The sequence below is a fragment of the Streptomyces sp. NBC_01233 genome (assembly GCF_035989305.1).
In the GTDB taxonomy this organism is placed as follows: domain Bacteria; phylum Actinomycetota; class Actinomycetes; order Streptomycetales; family Streptomycetaceae; genus Streptomyces.
This window is the reverse complement of sequence record NZ_CP108514.1, coordinates 6,523,357-6,539,507: the sequence shown is the minus strand read 5'-3', so window position 1 is coordinate 6,539,507 and position 16,151 is coordinate 6,523,357. Positions and strand designations below refer to the sequence as shown.

Below are 16,151 nucleotides of genomic sequence, written 5' to 3'. Positions count from 1 at the left end.
GTCTCGGCAGCGTCGCCTCCGGCGGCTGTGCCGCATCGGATCCTTCGTCCATTGGCCGTGCATCGCCCGTCGCCCCCCAAAGTGTCCGATCACTCCCCAGCGCCAGACGTTCGCGGCGCAGCCCCTTGTTCCGGACGATACACCACTTTCGTTACTCAGGGACATAGTTCCTCTACTCTCCGTTACCGATCGGGGAGGGATGTCCACTGTGCGCGTCCGGGTGAATGCGGAGCGTGCGCAACGTGCGTCACTCGGTGACCAGCACCGTGTGCTCCAGGGGCTCGCCGGCGGCGAACAGGCCGAGCTGGCGCGCCAGCAGACGCTTGGCGCGTGGCTCGAACGCGGTGCTGCTGCCGCCCACATGAGGCGTGATCAGGACGTTCGGAGCGTGCCAGAGCGGGTGGCCGGCGGGCAGCGGTTCCGGGTCGGTGACGTCGAGCGCCGCGCACAGCCGGCCCGACTCGGCCTCCGCCAGCAGGGACTTGGTGTCGACGACGGGGCCGCGGGACACGTTCACCAGTAGGGCGCCGTCCTTCATGCGGCTCAGGAAGTCGGCGCCGGCCAGGCCCCGGGTGGCGTCCGTCAGCGGTGTCACGAGGATCACCACGTCGGCCTGCGGCAGCAGGCCGGGCAGATCGGCGAGGGCGTGCACGGGCCCGCGCCCGGTGCTCCGTGCCCTACGGGCCACGCGCGCGATCCGCCCGCATTCGAAGGGCACGAGCCGGTCCTCGATGGCCGAGCCGATCGATCCGTAGCCGATGATCAGAACGTTCTTGTCCGCAAGTGCGTCGTAGAAGCCGGAGCGCCACTCCTCGCGGTCCTGGCCGCGCACCATGCCCGGGATGCCGCGCAGGGAGGCGAGGGTCAGGGCGAGGGCGAGTTCGGCGGTGCTGGCCGTGTGGACCCCGGCGGCGTTGCACAGCCGTACGCCGGGGCGCAGGTCTCCGAGGCGGCCCCGCACGTCGTCGATGCCGGCGGTCAGGGTCTGGACGACCCGGACCGCGGTCATCGCGGCGAGCGGCCGCACGGTGACCTCGGCGGGCTTCATGTAGGGGGCCACGTAGAAGACGCAGTCGGCCGGGTCGGCCGGGAAGGCGTCCTCGCCGTCCCACACGCGGTACCGGAAGGAATCGGGGAGTCCGGCGACCTCCTCGGCGGGGAACGGGAGCCAGACGTCCTGGGGCGTAGCAGTCATGATCACGAGGCTATGCCAAGCCCAACACCGTTGCTTTAGCGCCGTGAGCGGCTGTTGAGGCCGTGCTCGAAGAACGTGATAGTGGTCTGGATGCTGTAGTTCTGGCTGGTCACGGGCTGTTGTCCGGCGTTCGGGCCGTACTTGCTGGTGGGGTTCTTGCGGGTGCGGGCTTTGATGCGTTGCCTGTGTTGGGACGGCAGCGGGGCTTCGAGGACGGCCTGACCGATCACGCCGACTCGGTCGACAGGGCCGAGTGGGGGCAGGATTCCGGTCGCGCTGATGACGGTGTCACCGGCGGTGCGGATCAGGACGGTGAAGCTGATCCGGCTCATGGTGAGGTCGGGGCGGGTCTCGATGCCGTCGGCGGCGGCGCGGAGGAGGGCCTGGTAGGTCGTGAGCAGGGCGTAGACCTCCTGGTCGAGGCCGGGCTGGGTGCGCGAGCGCAGGACGCGGCCCTCCAGGATGGTCGCCTTGATCGAGAAGTAGGTGGTTTCCACCTGCCACCTGCGGTGATAGAGCTCGGCCACTTCATCGGCGGGGTAGCGGACGGGGTCGAGGAGGCTGGTGAGCAGGCGCCACTGCTCGTGGCGGACAGTGCCGTCGTCCAGGCGGACTGTGAGGTGGGCCTCGATGACGCGGACGGTGATCAGGACGGGAATGACGCCGTAGCCGATCCGGGCCAGGTAGGAGCCGTCGGCCAGGTGCTCGGCGGGGGTGGGGATGCGTCGGGCGGAAGAGCGGATCAGGAATCGTGCCCCGCTGCCCTGGATGTCACGGAGGAATTCCACCGCATCGAAGCCGGCGTCGGCCAGCAGGAGCATCGTGTCGTCAAGAGCGCCCAACAGGCGGTTCGCGTAGGTGAGTTCACCGTCACTCTCGGGTCCGAAGGTGGCGGCGAGCAGGGCGCGGGTGCCACACTCGACCAGGACGACGAGCCGCAGCAGCGGGTAGCCGAACTCCAGCGTGTCACCGGCCCGTTTCGGGTACTTCCAGGTGAGCGTCTTCTCGTCCGGGACATGGAGGAGAGTGCCGTCGACGGCCACGCACCGCAGGCCCCGCCAGAACGTGCCCGACTGCCCGCGGACAGCGAGGGGCCCGGCCAGGATCTCGAACAGCCGCCGTAGCGGGGCGGCCCCTATCCGCCGCCTCGCCCGCGACAGCGAGGAAGCCGCCGGGACGGCCAGGGCCAGACTCGTCAGCGAGGCGGTCAGTTTGCCCCACACCGCCCGGTAGGAGCAGTTCTCGAACAGTGCGAGCGCGAGGACGAAGTACACCACCACCCGCGAGGGCAGCAGCCGCAGTCGCCGCTCGACCGTGCCGGTCTCCTCAAGCACCGCGTCCACCAGTTCGAAGTCCACCGTCTGCGTCAGCTCACCCAGCTGCCCCGGCGCGAACACACCCCCAGCGACCTCGATCGTGCGCGTGATGACAGACTTCTCCCGCAACGGGACTCCTGGACTCGACGATCACCTTGCTTCAGCACAAGTTGATCTACCAGGAGTCCCGTTCCTGCTACTCATGCGGGGGTTGCCAACGACTCAAGATCCCTAACGCAACGGTGTTGATGCCAAGCCGTCTTGATCAAGCCGTTAGTTTGGTGGCCGGAGCGGGAGGGGGACGCAGCGGTGGAGCGCAGGTCGATCGGGGCGGGGGCACTGACCGTGGGCGCCGTCGGCCTCGGCTGTATGCCGATGAGCTGGGCGTACGCGCCTTCGCGGCGGCGGGGTCAGGAGTCGCTGGCGGCCGTGCACGCGGCGCTGGACCTGGGGGCGAACCTGCTGGACACGGCCGACGTGTACGGGCCGTTCACCAATGAGCTGCTGCTGGGGCGGGTACTGCGGGAGCGGCGGTCCGAGGCGTTCGTCTCGGCCAAGGTGGGTCTGCGGGCGGGCGACCAGCACGTGGTCGCCGACGGGCGCCCCGGCTATCTGCGGCGGGCCTGCGACGCCTCGCTGCGGCGGCTGCGGACCGATGTCATAGACCTCTACCAGCTGCACCGGGTGGATCCGGAGGTGCCCGTGGAGGAGACCTGGGGTGCCATGGCGGAGCTGGTGGGCGCGGGGAAGGTGCGCGCCCTCGGCTTCTGCGCGCTGGGCGCCGGGGCCGGGCCGGGGGCGGGGCGCAGCGGGGACCGGGGGTACCGGACGACGCTGCGGCACCTGGAGCGGCTGCAGCAGGTGTTCCCGGTGAGCGCGGTGCAGGCGGAGCTGTCGGTGTGGTCACCGGAGGCGGCGTGGCAGCTGCTGCCGTGGTGCGCGGCGCGGGGGGTGGGCTTCCTGGCGGCGATGCCACTGGGCAGCGGGTTCCTCACCGGGACGCTCACACCGGGTGAGGGCTTCGAGCCGCAGGACGTGCGGGCCCGGCATCCGCGGTTCACGGCGGAGGCGATGGCGTCGAACCAGGTCCTCGTGGCGGGGCTGCGGCGGGTGGCGCGGCGGCACGGGGCGGAGGTCACGGCGGCGCAGGTGGCCCTGGCGTGGGTGCTGGCGCAGGGGCCGCAGGTGGTGCCGGTGCCGGGGGCCGACCGGGCGCACTGGGCGGCGGAGAACGCGCGGGCGGCGGAGGTGCGGCTCTCGGCCGGGGACCTGGCCGAGATCGCGGCGCTGCCGGTCGAGGTGGGAGCCTGGGACTGACCGACAACCACTCGATCGAGTGTACGAGTGGTGGAACTTCGGGGACCGTCGCAGCTGTTGAGATGGGTGAAGGGCACGACCGGAGGACCGGAAGGGAGCAGGGCGATGCGATACGGAAGTTCTCCCGGGCAGGTGGGGTACGAGGCACCGGGCGGGCGGCGCCGGGGCGCGCTGGCGGCGGTGGCACTGGCGGGGTGCGGTGCTCTGCTGGCGGCGGGATGCTCGCCGGCCGGTGCCCCCGGGGCGGTGCGGGGGAGCTCTCCACCGGGCGCGGCCGCGGCCGGCGCCGGGTCCGCGGGCCCGTCGGGGAGCGCGTCCGCCACACCGGAGGCCACCGGGCCGCCGGCGAAGGGCGCGGTGACGGTCACCGGCGAGGTGGCCAAGGGCCTGGAGTCGCCGTGGGGCGTGGCCGAGCTGCCGGGCGGGGACCTGCTGGTCGCTTCGCGGGACAAGGGGACGATCAGCAGGGTCGCGGTGGGCTCGGGCACGGTGACGCAGATCGGTGAGGTGCCTGGGGTGGCCCCGGGCGGGGAGGGCGGGCTGATGGGCCTCGCGCTGTCGCCCTCCTTCGCTTCGGACCGGCTGGTGTACGTGTACTTCACGACCGAGTCCGACAACCGCATCGCCCGGCTGCGGTACGACGAGCACAGAGCGGCCGGACAGCAACTGGGCGCACCGGACACCGTGTTCCGGGGCATCCCCAAGGGCCTCGTGCACAACGGCGGCCGGATCGCCTTCGGCCCGGACAAGATGCTCTATGCGGGGACCGGAGAGACCGGCGACAAGGGGCTCGCGCAGGACAAGAAGTCCCTGGGCGGCAAGATCCTGCGGATGACCCCGGACGGGGATCCGGTGCACGGCAACCCGGAGGCGGATTCGGTCGTCTACTCCTACGGGCACCGCAATGTGCAGGGCCTCGCCTGGGACAAGGACAAACGGCTGTGGGCGGCCGAGTTCGGCCAGAACGCCTGGGACGAGCTGAATCTGATCGAGCCCGGAGCGAATTACGGCTGGCCCGAGGCCGAGGGGAAGGCGGGCAAGCCCGGCTTCCGGGATCCGGTGGCCGTGTGGAAGACCGACGAGGCCTCGCCGAGCGGGATCGCCTGGGCGGAGGGTTCGGTGTGGATGGCCGGGCTGAAGGGCAGCCGGCTGTGGCGCATACCGCTGGCCGGCACGGAGCCGGTGGCGGAGCCCGAGGCCTTCCTGGAGGGACAGTACGGCCGGCTGCGGACGGTGGTGGCTCTCGGCGGGGACCGGTTGCTGCTGGTCACGAGCGAGACGGACGGCCGCGGGTCGCCGGAGGCGGGCGACGACAGGATCCTGACACTGACGGTGCGGTGACCAGCACGTCCCCGGAAGGGGATTACAGGGGCGGGGGGCACGGTGTTCAACATGATCGAGGAGCTGTTCAACCCGGGGCGCAAGCACACGAACGAGGAGAAGAAGCGGCTGGAGCTGTCCCGGACCGATGTCAATGACAACGATCCGGGACGGGGGCCGATAGACCTCGACTCCGGCAGAGTGCTCATACGCCTTGCCGAGCAGCCTCCGGACGGGAGCTGACCGGGACGGGCGGGGCGAAGAGCCGTAGCCGGTGGGCGAGGGCGGCCGCCTCGCCGCGGCTGGCGACGCCCAGTTTCGCCAGGATGTTCGAGACGTGCACGCTCGCCGTCTTCGGGGAGATGAAGAGCTCCTCGGCGATCTTGCGGTTGGTGCTGCCGGCCGCCACCAGACGCAGTACGTCCCGCTCGCGGCTGGTCAGGCCGAGGGCCTCGGCCGGATCGGTCTGCGGTGCGGGAGGAGCGGCGGGTGCGTCGGCGTCGGTCAGCGGGAGCCGGGCGCGCTGGGCGAGCAGGGCCAGGTCCTCGCGCAGCCGGCGTGCAGCGATCCGCTCGGCGGTGGCGTAGGCCTCGCGGAGCAGTGCGGCCGCGGGCTCCCGTTCGCCGCCGGCGGCCAGCAGCGCCTCGGCGAGCCGGTGGCGGGCCCGGGCCAGCAGGTACGGGCGCTCCAGCGGGCGGACGGCCTCCTCGACGGCGGTCCAGTCGGCGGGGGTGTCCCGAGCCTCGGCCCGGAGCAGCTCGACCCGGACGTACTCGGCGTGGGCGGTCCACAGCGGGACCGGGGTGGCGAGGGAGCGGGCGGCGGTGCGCAGCACGACCAGGGCGCAGTCCCGGCCGGCGCCGGCGGCCGGGAGGCCGCGGGCGTCCGCCTCGGCAGAGGCGGACGCGAGCAGCAGCGGCCAGGCGTAGCGGTGCTGGCCGAGCCGGAACCCGTAGGCGATGGCGGCGGCCGTCTCGGCGCGCACGTCGGCGATCCGGCCCTCCCCCGCGGCGAGCCCGATCGCGAGGCGGTAGAGCGGTATCCGGTGCTGGGGCTGGACGTCGTGGGTGCCGAAATGGGCGTGGGCGGCGGCAAGCTGGTGGGCCGCCTCGGTCAACTCGCCACGGGCCAGGGCCAGATAGGCAAGCCGCGCGGAGCCGGAGCCGCGCGGGGCCGCGCTCTGCCCGACGAGCAGGGCGCGCCGGGCCGCCTCGGTGGCCTCGTCCCAGCGGCCGAGGCTGTAGAGGCTCTCGGCCATGTTTCCGCAGACCCAGGCCTCGCTGTCCAACAGCCGGGATTTCCTTACCAGTTCGGCCCCTTGTTCGGCCAGTTCCACGGCTTCGCGGGACCGGCCCATGCTTTCCAACTGAGAGGTGAGATTGACATGCGCGCGCCCTGCCAGCTTGGCGAGACCGAGCTTCGTGGCCCGTTCCTTTACCGCGTACAGCTCGGCGAGTCCGGACGCGCCGTCACCGGAGTCGGTGAGCAGGCAGCCGACGGTGATCCGGGCATTGAGCTCGGTGTCCTCGGCGCCGAGCATCCGCGCGTACTCGACGGCGCGTTCGGCGGCGGCGAGGTTGTCGGGGCCCGGCTGGTGGAGCATGCCCCAGCTCGCGGCCCGGACCAGGACCTCGGCGTGCACCTGGGACGGGGGCAGCCCCCGGACGAGGTCCTGCGCCTTGGCGATCTCCTCCCAGCCGTCGCCGCGGCCGAGGCTGGCGACCAGCCGGGAGCGCTCGGTCCAGAACCACGCGGCCCGCAGCGAGTCGCGCTCCTCCTCCAGCAGGCGCAGCGCCGTCTTCGTGATCTTCAGGGCGCGTTCGCGCTCTCCGCCGTAGCGTGCCGCGACGGTGGCCTCGGCCAGCAGGTCGATCCGCTGGAGCGGGGTGGCGGCCGTGTCGCCGCAGCCGCACGGCGGGTACACCTCGGTGTAGTCCGCCGGGCGGAGCGCCTCTCGGACCTCTTCCGGAGCGCTGTCCCACAGGTCCATGGCCCGCTCCAGCAGGCGCAGCTGCTCGGAGTAGGCGTGCCGGCGGCGGGCCGCCACGGAAGCGGCCAGTACGGCGGGCAGTGCCTTGGCTGGGTCGTTCGCCTGGTACCAGTAGCTGGCCAGCCGGATGACCCGCTCCCCGGAGCGGATCAGCGACTCGTCGGCCTCCATGGCCTCGGCATAGCGGCGGTTGACCCGGGCCCGCTCGCCGGGCAGCAGGTCGTCGCTGACGGCCTCGCGGACCAGCGAGTGCCGGAACCGGTAGCCGTCGCCGTCGGGGGTGGCGAGCAGGATGTTGGCCCCGACCGCTGCCCTCAGTGCTTCGATCAGCTCGTCCTCGGTGAGCCCGGCGACGGCGCGCAGCAGCGGGTACTCCACGGTGGAGCCGCCTTCGGCGACGATCCGGACCAGGCGCTGGGTCTCGTCGGGCAGGACCTCGACGCGGACGAGGAGCAGGTCGCGCAGGGATTCGGTGAGTCCGGTGACGCAGCCGCTCTCCCGGGAGGCGACGAGTTCCTCGACGAAGAAGGCGTTGCCGTCGGACCGGTCGAAGACGGAGTCGACGAAGTCCTCGTCGGGCTGCGCGGCGAGGATGCCGGCGAGCTGGCGGCGCACCTCCGCCCGGTTGAAACGGGCCAGTTCGATGCGATGGACCGTGCGGAGCCGGTCGAGTTCGGCGAGGAGGGGGCGCAGCGGGTGGCGGCGGTGGACGTCGTCCGCACGGTAGGTGGCCACGAGGACGAGCCGGCCGCTGCCGAGGGTGCGGAAGAGGTAGGAGAGCAGGTGCCGCGTGGAGGTGTCCGCCCAGTGCAGGTCCTCCAGGACGAGGACGACGGTGCGTTCGGCGGCGAGCCGCTCCAGCATCCGGGCCGTCAGTTCGAAGAGCCGGGCGGTGCTCTCCTCGTCGTGCGGGCCGCGCGGGGTGTCGCCGAGTTCGGGGAGGATGCGGGCGAGTTCGTCCTCCTGGCCGGCGGTGGCGGCGGCCAGTTCCTCGGGGAGCATGCGGTGCAGGGCGCGCAGGGCCGTCGAGAAGGGGGCGAAGGGAAGTCCCTCCGCCCCGATCTCCACACAGCCTCCGACGGCGACGACGGCGCCGCGGCGTTCTGCCGCGCAGATGAACTCCTCGGTGAGGCGGGTCTTTCCGACCCCCGCCTCACCGCCGATGAGCATCGCCTGCGGCTCCTGGTCGGCGGCGCGGGTCAGTGCGCCGGTGAGTACGGCCAGTTCGTCGGCTCGGCCGACGAACACCGGGCTGACAGATCTGGTCTCCACGTCGCCGAGCATCGCACAGCCGTCCGGCGCGGCGGCACTCGATATCGGTGCGCTTCTCATCACGCATCGGTTCACACGGTGCGGGGCGCATGGCCCGCGGTGCGGGCGAGGCGGCTGCGGAGTGCTCTCACCGGCCCTCGCGGTTCAAGGCTTCGCAAGGAGGCGCGGCGCGCCTTCCGGGCCTCCCGGACCGTGCGGTACGCGGCGGCCTCGCGGAGGAGGTCGGCGGTGCGGACGGTGGCGGCGATCTCGTACTCGAACATCTCGTACTCCCTGGTGGCGTTTCTCGGACACCTCGTTCGGTGTGATCCAAGATTCGCGTCCCAGGGGGTGCCGGCACATCGGTCGCATGCCGCATCTGCCGGGGGCAGGGGGCCTTAGTCCGGGCGTGGAGCCGCCCGGACCAGGCCGAGTTCACCTAAGGCAGTACCTAGCCCGCCGCCTTCGGGATGGCGAGGAGGAGGTCGAAGTACATGAGGACGAAGAGGAGTACGCCGAGGGCGCCCAGTCCGATGCCCGCCCAGGAGACGGACCGCACCCAGGTGGGGAGGATGCGCTCGGGGGTGCTGAAGGCGGGGAGGGCCAGCACGAAGGTGGCGATGATCAGGGCGAGGGCGGAGAAGACGCCGTTCACCATCGCGGTGGTGTGCCACGGGTCGACGAACTGGGCGGCGATCTGCGCGTTGGCGTCGGCGGCCTGGCTCAGCTCGAGCCGGGCGGCGATGCTCGCGCGCTCGGACACGATGCCGGCGACCCAGCTGCCGCTGAGGGCGACGACGCCCAGCCCCGCGGCGATGATCGCGAAGGCCGCGGACCCGACGTGGCCCGGCTGCCCGACCTCGGCCTCGTCCTCGTCCCCGTCGTCGGCGAAGGCCTCGTCCTCCGGGGCCGCGTCGGCGGGTACGGAGTCGGCTTCGGCGGGCTGGGTGACCTCGGTCTTTTCGAGGTCGACCGGGGCGTCCGCCTCGGTGGCGTTCGCGGCGGGGGTCTTCGTGGTGTCCATGCGGGGCACCGTAGGCGCCCTGTCTGAGAGTTTTCTGAGAATCCGCTGGTCGTGGCCACGACGGGCCCCACGGTCGGCGGGGCCCGGGCCGGCACCCGGTCGATCCGGTCTAGGCAGAGCGGGCCGCGGACCACTCGTGGGCGAGGAGCGACCAGACCTCGGTGTCCTGGCGGACGCCGCGGTGCAGGTAGTTCTGCCGCATGACGCCCTCGCGGGTCATGCCGAGGCGCTCGGCCACGGCGAGGCTCTTCTTGTTGCCGGTGGCGGCGTGCCACTCGACGCGGTGCATGCCGCGCTCGCCGAAGGCGTAGTCGATGAGGACCTGGCACGCCTTGGTCACCAGGCCCCGGCCGGCCGCGGCGGGCTCCAGCCAGCAGCCGATCTCACAGTTGCCGCCGTCCGCGTCGAAGGCCGGGAAGAGGACCCCGCCCACGAGGGTGCCGTCGAGCCGGATGCCGAAGAACCGGGCGCCGTCCTCCCCGGCCTTCACCGCGTACTTGGCCAGGAAGGCCCTGGCGGAGTCGAGGTCGGGCGACCGGTCCGGGAAGCCGACGTACTGGCCGATGAACTCGCGTCCGCGTTCGATGTGGGCGAAGAACTCCTCGGCGTGCCGGGCCTCCAGCGGGAACAGCTGGGCGTCGTCGGCGAGGTCTATCGAGAACATGCTCGGTCTTCCTTGGGTCTCGGGCGGCGGGTGGCCGGATCACCTGGAGGTGGTGGCGGGCTCGGCGCCGTCCTCGCTCGTGGCGGGGACCGCGGCGGTCCGCTGTGCCGGAAGTTTCGCACGCGGGCGGTGTTCGGGGGGCTCGATGCTGATCCTGGGCAGCCGCCGGTCGAGCCAGGCGGGCAGCCACCAGTTGGCGCCGCCGAGCATGTGCATGAGGGCCGGGACGAGGAGCGTGCGCAGCACGAAGGCGTCGAGGGCCACGGCCGCGGCGAGCGCGATGCCGAACATCGCGATGATCCGGTCGCCGCTGAGGACGAAGGCGAGGAAGACGGAGATCATGATCACGGCCGCCGAGTTGATGACCCGGCTGGTCTCGGCGAGGCCCACGCGAACGGCCCGCCGGTTGTCGCCGGTCTCCAACCACTCCTCGTACATCCGGCTGACGAGGAAGACCTGGTAGTCCATCGAGAGTCCGAAGAGGACGGACACCATGATCACGGGGAGGAAGGGTTCGATGGGGCCGGCGCTGCCCAGACCCAGCGGTTCGCTCCCCCAGCCCCACTGGAAGATCGCGACCACGACGCCGAAGGAGGAGGCGACGGCGGCGACGTTCATGGCCGCCGCCTTCACCGGGATGCCGATGGAGCGGAAGGCCAGCAGCAGGAGCACGCAGCCGAGGGCGATGACCACGCCGACGAAGAGCGGCAGCTTGCCGATGATGACCTCGGCGAAGTCGTCGTAGGCGGCGGTCACACCGCCGACGTGGACCTCCATGGAGTTGCCGTGTGCGGCGCGCGGGATGACGTCCTGGCGGAGGGTGTCGACGAGGTCGCTCGTGGCCCGGGACTGGGGGGCGGAGTCCGGTACGACGGTCAGGACGGCGGTGTCCCCGCTGCGGTTGAGGACGGCGGGGCCGGTGGCGGCGACGCCCTTCGTCGTACGGAGCGCCTCCGCCAGGTGGTCAACGGCGAGCCGGTCGCCGGCGCCGTCCAGCCGGGCGACGACGGTGAGCGGGCCGTTCGTGCCGGGCCCGAACCCGTCCGCCAGCAGGTCGTAGGCCTTGCGGGTGGTGGAGGTGGCCGGGTTGTTGCCCTGGTCGGAGGTGCCCAGGTGGAGGGAGAGGGTGGGCAGGGCCAGCACCAGCATGACCGCGGTGGCGACGAGGCCGAGCAGCTTGGGGTGGCGTTCCACGAAGACGGACCAGCGGGCGGCGAATCCGGAGGTCTGTGCGGGCCGCGGGCCCTCGGCGGCGAGTTTGCGGCGCTCGCGGCCAGAGAGGGCGCGCGTGCCTATGTACGAGAGGAGGGCGGGCAGCAGGGTGACCGAGGCCGCGACCGTCAGGACGACCGTCACGGAGGCCGCTATCGCGACCCCGTTGAGGAAGTTGAGCCTCAGTACGAGCATGCCGAGCAGGGCGATGCAGACGGTGGCCCCGGCGAAGACGACGGCCCGGCCGGTGGTGGCGACGGCGTTCTCGGCCGCCTCCTCGACGGGGAGGCCGCGCGTGAGGCCCTTGCGGTGCCGGGTGACGATGAAGAGGGCGTAGTCGATGCCGACGCCGAGGCCGACGAGGGTGCCGAGCATCGGCGCGAAGTCGGCGACGGGCATCGCGTGCCCGAGGAGGGTGATGCCGAAATAGGCGGTGCCCACACTGACCAGGGCGGTCGCGATGGGCAGCAGGCTCGCGGCGAGCGAGCCGAAGGCGAGGAAGAGGACCAGGGCCGCGACGGCCACGCCGATGACCTCGGCGAGGTGTGCGGTGGGGGCCTCGGTGAGCTGGATGGCGCGTCCGCCCAGTTCGACCTGCAGGCCGCCGGCCTCGGTGGCGGGGTTCTTCACCGCGTCGACGACAGCCCTGGCCTGGGCCTTGGGTACGGAGTCCGCCTGCTGGTCGAAGGTCACCACGGCATAGGCGGTGCGCCCGTCGGGGCTGATCCGTGCGGCGCTCTCGGGGCCCGGGCCGTAGGGTCCGGCGACGGATCCGACACCCGGGAGTGCGGCGACGGCGTCGAGTGCCCGGGCCATGCGCTGTTCGATGTCCGGGGTGCGCGCGCTCTGATGGTCCGGGGCCCGCCACACGATGGTGTCGCTGTCGCCGCCCTGGCCGTGGAAGCCCTCGCGGAGGAGGTCGTTCGCCTTCCCGGATTCGGTGCCGGCGACCTCGTAGTCGTTGGAGAACGCCGCTCCGGCGGTGCCTGCGGCCACCGCGGTCCCACCGAGCGCGAGCAGCCAGATCAGGACGGTGAGGAGACGGTGGCGCATGCACCAGCGTGCGATTACTGCCAACGGACGTGCTCCCTGATGGTTCGGGTCTTCACCGGGAGGCGGCCCGCCGCAAAGAACGCATGAACTCGTGCAGACACGGCCGACCGCCCGGGGGATCGCCCCGGGGATTCGGCCCAGATGGTCTACACCTACACGATCTCAGCGTTTCGTGATCGTTGGCCCCTTTCGTGTGCATCGTCACAGGGCGCCCGGGAAGGTGCGCGACCTCGCTCACGGGGACGGCCTAGTGGACGGCCGCCAGTTCGTCGGGATCGTCCACCCGGTAGCCGGGGATCGACGGCCAGCGAACGGTGAGGACCACCGCGTCCTCCTCCGCGTACCAGGAGTGGTCGACGCCGCGGCCCCAGAGCACGTAGTCCCCCTGCTCGGCGAGGACGACGGTCCGCTCCGGGAACTCCAGCCGGAAGCGTCCGCTGATCAGCACCAGCAGTGCGGTGCGCTTCTCGGCGGTCGCCCACCGCTCCCGTTCGTCGCCCTTCGGGTGGACGCCCCATTTGATCTCCACGTCCTCGCTGTGACGGGGATCGGCGGGGTCCTTGAAGTGGCCCAGCAGCCAGCCTCGGTCGGCGGCGGCATCGGGGGTGGCCTTGCCGGTGTAAATGGTGGAGTCGTCGTTCACGGGGTGAGGCTAATGCAGTTGTGCCGGGCGGTCGGGAACTGGTCAGCTGGGGCTGATGACGATGGATCTTGATGAACTTCTGAAGGTACGCGCCCGCTACGACGCCGAGGAGCGCAAGGGGGCGCAGCCGGACAGCGCGCAGGCTCGCGTGGAGCGGGCGGGCCGGGTCGTACGGCAGAGCGTGCCCGGGCTCGGGTGGAACGGCGTGCTCTGGTCGGACCTCGACGAGGAGAACGCGGATGCGGAGATCGCCGCGCAGGTGGCGTTCTTCGCGGAACGCGGATGTCCCGAGTTCGAGTGGAAGACGTACGGCTACGACGGGCCGGCGGATCTCGGGGAACGGCTGCGGGCGGCCGGCTTCGTACCGGAGCCGCCGGAGACCCTGATGGCGGGGCGGGTCGCCGAACTCGCACAGCTGCCGGTGGAGCCGCCGGAGGGGATCACGCTGCGGGTGGTGACGGACGAGGCCGGGGTCGACCTGATGATGGAGGTCCACGCGGGGGCCTTCGGAACCGAGCGGCCGCGGATCCGGGACCACCTGCTCGACCAGCTGCGGAACAAGCCGGAGTGCATCGCCGCGGTGCTGGCGATGGCCGGCGACACCCCGGTGAGCGCGGCCCGGATGGAGATGCGGCCGGGATCGGCCTTCGCGGGCCTGTGGGGCGGCGGCACGATCGCGCAGTGGCGCGGTCGCGGCATCTACCGCGTGCTGGTGGCCCACCGCGCCCGCCTGGCGGCGGAGCGCGGTATCCCGTATCTCCAGGTGGACGCGTCGGACGACAGCCGCCCGATCCTGGAACGGCTGGGCTTCGGGGTCCTGGGCGTGACGGTGCCGTACACCTGGACGGCCACCGGCACGGCCTGACCTCCGCGCCCCGCCTGTGTGCGGGCTCATGCGGTCCGCCTCCCCGACGGGGTTCCCGGGCCCGGGATCAACGGGCAAGATCGCCCGCATGGAACGCATCAGCCCGCCCCTGACCGGCAACGAGCGCGAAACCCTCCGGGCCTTTCTCGACTACCACCGGGCCACCCTCGCCTGGAAGTGCGAGGGCCTCACCGACGAGCAGTTGCGCCGGAGCTCGATGCCCCCGTCCACGCTGTCCCTGCTGGGCCTGGTCCGGCACATGGCCGAGGTCGAGCGGCACTGGTTCCGCCGCGTCCTGGGCGGCGAGGACCTCCCGCACCTGTGGTCGGACACCCACGACTTCCAGGCCGCCTACGACGCCTCCGGCTCCAGCCGCACCGAGGCCTTCACCGCCTGGCAGGACGAGGTCGCGCACGCCCGCCGGATCGAGTCGGCCGCCGAGTCCCTGGACGTGAAGGCGTACGTGCCGAGCTGGCAGGAGGAGGCCTCGCTGCGCCTGGTCATGCTCCACCTCGTCCACGAGTACGCCCGCCACAACGGCCACGCCGACTTCCTCCGCGAGGCGATCGACGGCGCCACGGGCGCGTAGGCCGCCTCAAGCCGGGCACGGCCCGGCTCCCTGTCTAGCTCTGTACTTCGCGGGTAGTTCGTTCAGGTCTCTGGCCAGCGGGGATGTGTGGGTTCCAGGCCGAGGAGGTCGAGGAGGTGGAGCTGGATGCCCCGGGTGATGGCGATGACGGGTGGGTCGGTGGCGCTGCCGACCCGTAGCCGCAGGTCGGACAGGTGGTAGAGGATCATCCGGCCGGTGGGCCGCACCCTCTGGTTGCCGGGGTAGAGCCCCTGCATCTTCTGGTCGCCGCCGAGGGCTCGGCGGACCTGGCGTTCGATCAGGCAGAACAGCAGCAGGGCCAGGCAGATCACTGTGATCAGTGCGGCGACGCGTTTGTTGTCCTGCACGAAGACAGGGGTGACGGCCAGGGGGCCCTTGAAGTCGCTGTATCGGCGCTCGACGGTGCCCTGGCCTTTGTGGCGGCGTAGTACTTCGCCGGGATCGGCCTGTTCGGGGGTGAGGGTGGTCAGCAGCGCGTACCAGCCGTCGACGGCGGCTTCGGCCTGGAGCACGTCCTGATCGAAGTGCCAGGACAGGGCGGGCCGTCCGGTTTCGTCGGTGGTGATCTCGGTGTGCAGGCAGCCGGAGACCCGGCGGGTGCGGGTGATCACGCCGAGGCGTGCGGCGATCTTCTCTGCGGTGCTGTAGTAGCGGCCGCCGGCAGAGTGCTGGAGCTTGTCGAGGTCTTCGCGGGCCTTGGCCAGGCGTTTCTCGCGGGCCCGCTGCTGGCCTTTGGCGTTGCCGGTGGAGTGCACCAGGATCCGGCGTACCTGGAGCGGGGGATCGCTCTTGCGGGGCCCGGTCACAAGGTGGATGTCTTCCAGGACCCGGTAGGTCTCACGCGCTGCGGCGGGGGTGTTCTCGTCGCGGGCGGGGGTGTAGTCCACGACGGTGGCCGTCTCGAGGTCGAGGGCGGCGTAGACGGCGTCGTCGACCCTGGAAGCGGGGGCCGGGGCGATGAAATCGGTCCCGGCCCCGATCAGGGCGGTGACGTTGCCGTATGAGATCAGCTTGGAGTCGGCGATCAGCAGGAACTTCTTCGGTCCGGCCATCGCGCGCAGAGCGTTCATGGTGCCGGTGATCTGGGAGATCTCCGCGGCTCCGCCGTCGATGACGCGGGACAGCAGGGGGATACCGCCGTCGCCGGTCACCGCCAGGCCGGTCTGGATCTGCTTGAGGTCGTAGCGGCGGTCCTTGGGATGGCCGTGTCTGATGCGGGGATACTCCTCGTCCTGGTCATCGGCCGGGTAGGCGCCGTAGAGCGACATGGATGTCATGTCCCAGTGGAACGTGGACACATCGATGCCGAACTCGCCGATCGCCTGGGCCCCGATGCTGTCGGTGAGCTCTCTCAGCCGCGGGGCGATGGCGTCCAGGGCCCGGCCCAGACGGTCGTCGTTGAGCAGTTCCGCCTCAATTCCGAATACTTCTTCCACCGCCCACTCCCGGGCCCAGCGGTCCACCCGCCACAGGGGTGCGGGTGCGGTCAGCCGGTTGGCCACCAGCACCTCGATGACCTGGCCGTGCGTCACATGGGCGATGTCGCGGCCCGGGCACAGCCGGTCGACGGTCCCGGCCACATCAAGCCGGCGCAGAAACTCGGCAGCGACAGGCAGAGCGCCCAGACGCTTCTCCACCACGGAGGTGACCACACATTCCATGCGCGGGCGCACCGTCCGCAGCCGTGGGGA

14 protein-coding genes are annotated in these 16,151 nt (G+C 71.6%); 5 read left to right on the top strand and 9 right to left on the bottom strand.

Translation table 11 applies throughout. From position 1 onward, the window contains the following. Positions 1-247: 247 nt before the first annotated feature. Together OG332_RS31265 and OG332_RS31260 are read right to left on the bottom strand one after the other, a co-directional pair. The gene (locus OG332_RS31265; protein ID WP_327416594.1) at positions 248-1,195 is read right to left on the bottom strand and encodes a 2-hydroxyacid dehydrogenase; all 948 of its coding nucleotides are present in this window, start codon (positions 1,193-1,195) and stop codon (positions 248-250) included. A 35-nt stretch (positions 1,196-1,230) separates the two neighbouring features. Then, positions 1,231-2,640, bottom strand: a complete 1,410-nt coding sequence (locus tag OG332_RS31260) for an IS4 family transposase (RefSeq protein WP_327411459.1) — start codon at positions 2,638-2,640, stop codon at positions 1,231-1,233. Between the two features lie 180 nt (positions 2,641-2,820). Between OG332_RS31260 and OG332_RS31255 the strand changes: the two genes are divergently transcribed. From OG332_RS31255 to OG332_RS31245, 3 genes are all read left to right on the top strand, one after another. Next, positions 2,821-3,828, top strand: coding sequence for an aldo/keto reductase (locus OG332_RS31255; RefSeq protein WP_327416593.1), 1,008 nt, complete (start codon positions 2,821-2,823; stop codon positions 3,826-3,828). A gap of 105 nt (positions 3,829-3,933) precedes the next feature. Continuing rightward, positions 3,934-5,169 carry a PQQ-dependent sugar dehydrogenase gene (locus OG332_RS31250; protein ID WP_327416592.1) on the top strand — a complete coding sequence of 412 codons (1,236 nt, stop codon included), beginning with the start codon at positions 3,934-3,936 and terminating at the stop codon, positions 5,167-5,169. Between the two features lie 42 nt (positions 5,170-5,211). Next, entirely contained in the window at positions 5,212-5,391 is a 180-nt protein-coding gene (locus OG332_RS31245; RefSeq protein ID WP_327416591.1) for a DUF6191 domain-containing protein, read from the top strand. Here OG332_RS31245 and OG332_RS31240 read toward each other — a convergent pair. The 6 genes from OG332_RS31240 to OG332_RS31215 form a co-directional block, all read right to left on the bottom strand. Continuing rightward, positions 5,354-8,422 (bottom strand): helix-turn-helix transcriptional regulator, encoded by a 3,069-nt coding sequence (locus OG332_RS31240; RefSeq protein ID WP_442816385.1) that lies wholly within the window; start codon positions 8,420-8,422, stop codon positions 5,354-5,356. The two genes, OG332_RS31245 and OG332_RS31240, sit on opposite strands and share 38 nt — an antisense overlap. Before the next feature lie 59 nt (positions 8,423-8,481). Next, entirely contained in the window at positions 8,482-8,673 is a 192-nt protein-coding gene (locus OG332_RS31235) for a hypothetical protein (protein WP_327416589.1), read from the bottom strand. Between the two features lie 167 nt (positions 8,674-8,840). Beyond that, the gene (locus OG332_RS31230) at positions 8,841-9,413 is read right to left on the bottom strand and encodes a hypothetical protein (RefSeq protein ID WP_327416588.1); all 573 of its coding nucleotides are present in this window, start codon (positions 9,411-9,413) and stop codon (positions 8,841-8,843) included. Between the two features lie 109 nt (positions 9,414-9,522). Then, a complete protein-coding gene (locus OG332_RS31225; protein WP_327416587.1) occupies positions 9,523-10,077 on the bottom strand; it encodes a GNAT family N-acetyltransferase in 555 nt (184 codons plus the stop codon). 39 nt (positions 10,078-10,116) lie between these two features. Continuing rightward, positions 10,117-12,366, bottom strand: coding sequence for an MMPL family transporter (locus tag OG332_RS31220; protein ID WP_327416586.1), 2,250 nt, complete (start codon positions 12,364-12,366; stop codon positions 10,117-10,119). A gap of 223 nt (positions 12,367-12,589) precedes the next feature. Further along, complete coding sequence (locus OG332_RS31215) at positions 12,590-12,985, bottom strand: signal peptidase I (protein WP_327416585.1); 396 nt, start codon at positions 12,983-12,985, stop codon at positions 12,590-12,592. Between the two features lie 61 nt (positions 12,986-13,046). Between OG332_RS31215 and OG332_RS31210 the strand changes: the two genes are divergently transcribed. Together OG332_RS31210 and OG332_RS31205 are read left to right on the top strand one after the other, a co-directional pair. Beyond that, positions 13,047-13,850 (top strand): GNAT family N-acetyltransferase, encoded by an 804-nt coding sequence (locus OG332_RS31210; protein ID WP_327419440.1) that lies wholly within the window; start codon positions 13,047-13,049, stop codon positions 13,848-13,850. A gap of 88 nt (positions 13,851-13,938) precedes the next feature. Beyond that, positions 13,939-14,439, top strand: a complete 501-nt coding sequence (locus OG332_RS31205; protein WP_327416584.1) for a DinB family protein — start codon at positions 13,939-13,941, stop codon at positions 14,437-14,439. A gap of 62 nt (positions 14,440-14,501) precedes the next feature. Here OG332_RS31205 and OG332_RS31200 read toward each other — a convergent pair whose 3' ends face one another. Beyond that, complete coding sequence (locus tag OG332_RS31200) at positions 14,502-16,121, bottom strand: IS1634 family transposase (protein WP_327414171.1); 1,620 nt, start codon at positions 16,119-16,121, stop codon at positions 14,502-14,504. Positions 16,122-16,151: the final 30 nt, after the last annotated feature.

Excerpts from the sequence above, each read along its gene's own strand:
- OG332_RS31265 (WP_327416594.1), bottom strand. The coding sequence starts at position 1,195 with ATGACTGCTACGCCCCAGGACGTCTGGCTCCCGTTCCCCGCCGAGGAG.
- OG332_RS31250 (WP_327416592.1), top strand. The coding sequence starts at position 3,934 with ATGCGATACGGAAGTTCTCCCGGGCAGGTGGGGTACGAGGCACCGGGC.
- OG332_RS31240 (WP_442816385.1), bottom strand. The coding sequence starts at position 8,422 with ATGCTCGGCGACGTGGAGACCAGATCTGTCAGCCCGGTGTTCGTCGGC.
- OG332_RS31235 (WP_327416589.1), bottom strand. The coding sequence starts at position 8,673 with ATGTTCGAGTACGAGATCGCCGCCACCGTCCGCACCGCCGACCTCCTC.
- OG332_RS31230 (WP_327416588.1), bottom strand. The coding sequence starts at position 9,413 with ATGGACACCACGAAGACCCCCGCCGCGAACGCCACCGAGGCGGACGCC.
- OG332_RS31225 (WP_327416587.1), bottom strand. The coding sequence starts at position 10,077 with ATGTTCTCGATAGACCTCGCCGACGACGCCCAGCTGTTCCCGCTGGAG.
- OG332_RS31210 (WP_327419440.1), top strand. The coding sequence starts at position 13,047 with ATGGATCTTGATGAACTTCTGAAGGTACGCGCCCGCTACGACGCCGAG.
- OG332_RS31205 (WP_327416584.1), top strand. The coding sequence starts at position 13,939 with ATGGAACGCATCAGCCCGCCCCTGACCGGCAACGAGCGCGAAACCCTC.
- OG332_RS31200 (WP_327414171.1), bottom strand. The coding sequence starts at position 16,121 with ATGGAATGTGTGGTCACCTCCGTGGTGGAGAAGCGTCTGGGCGCTCTG.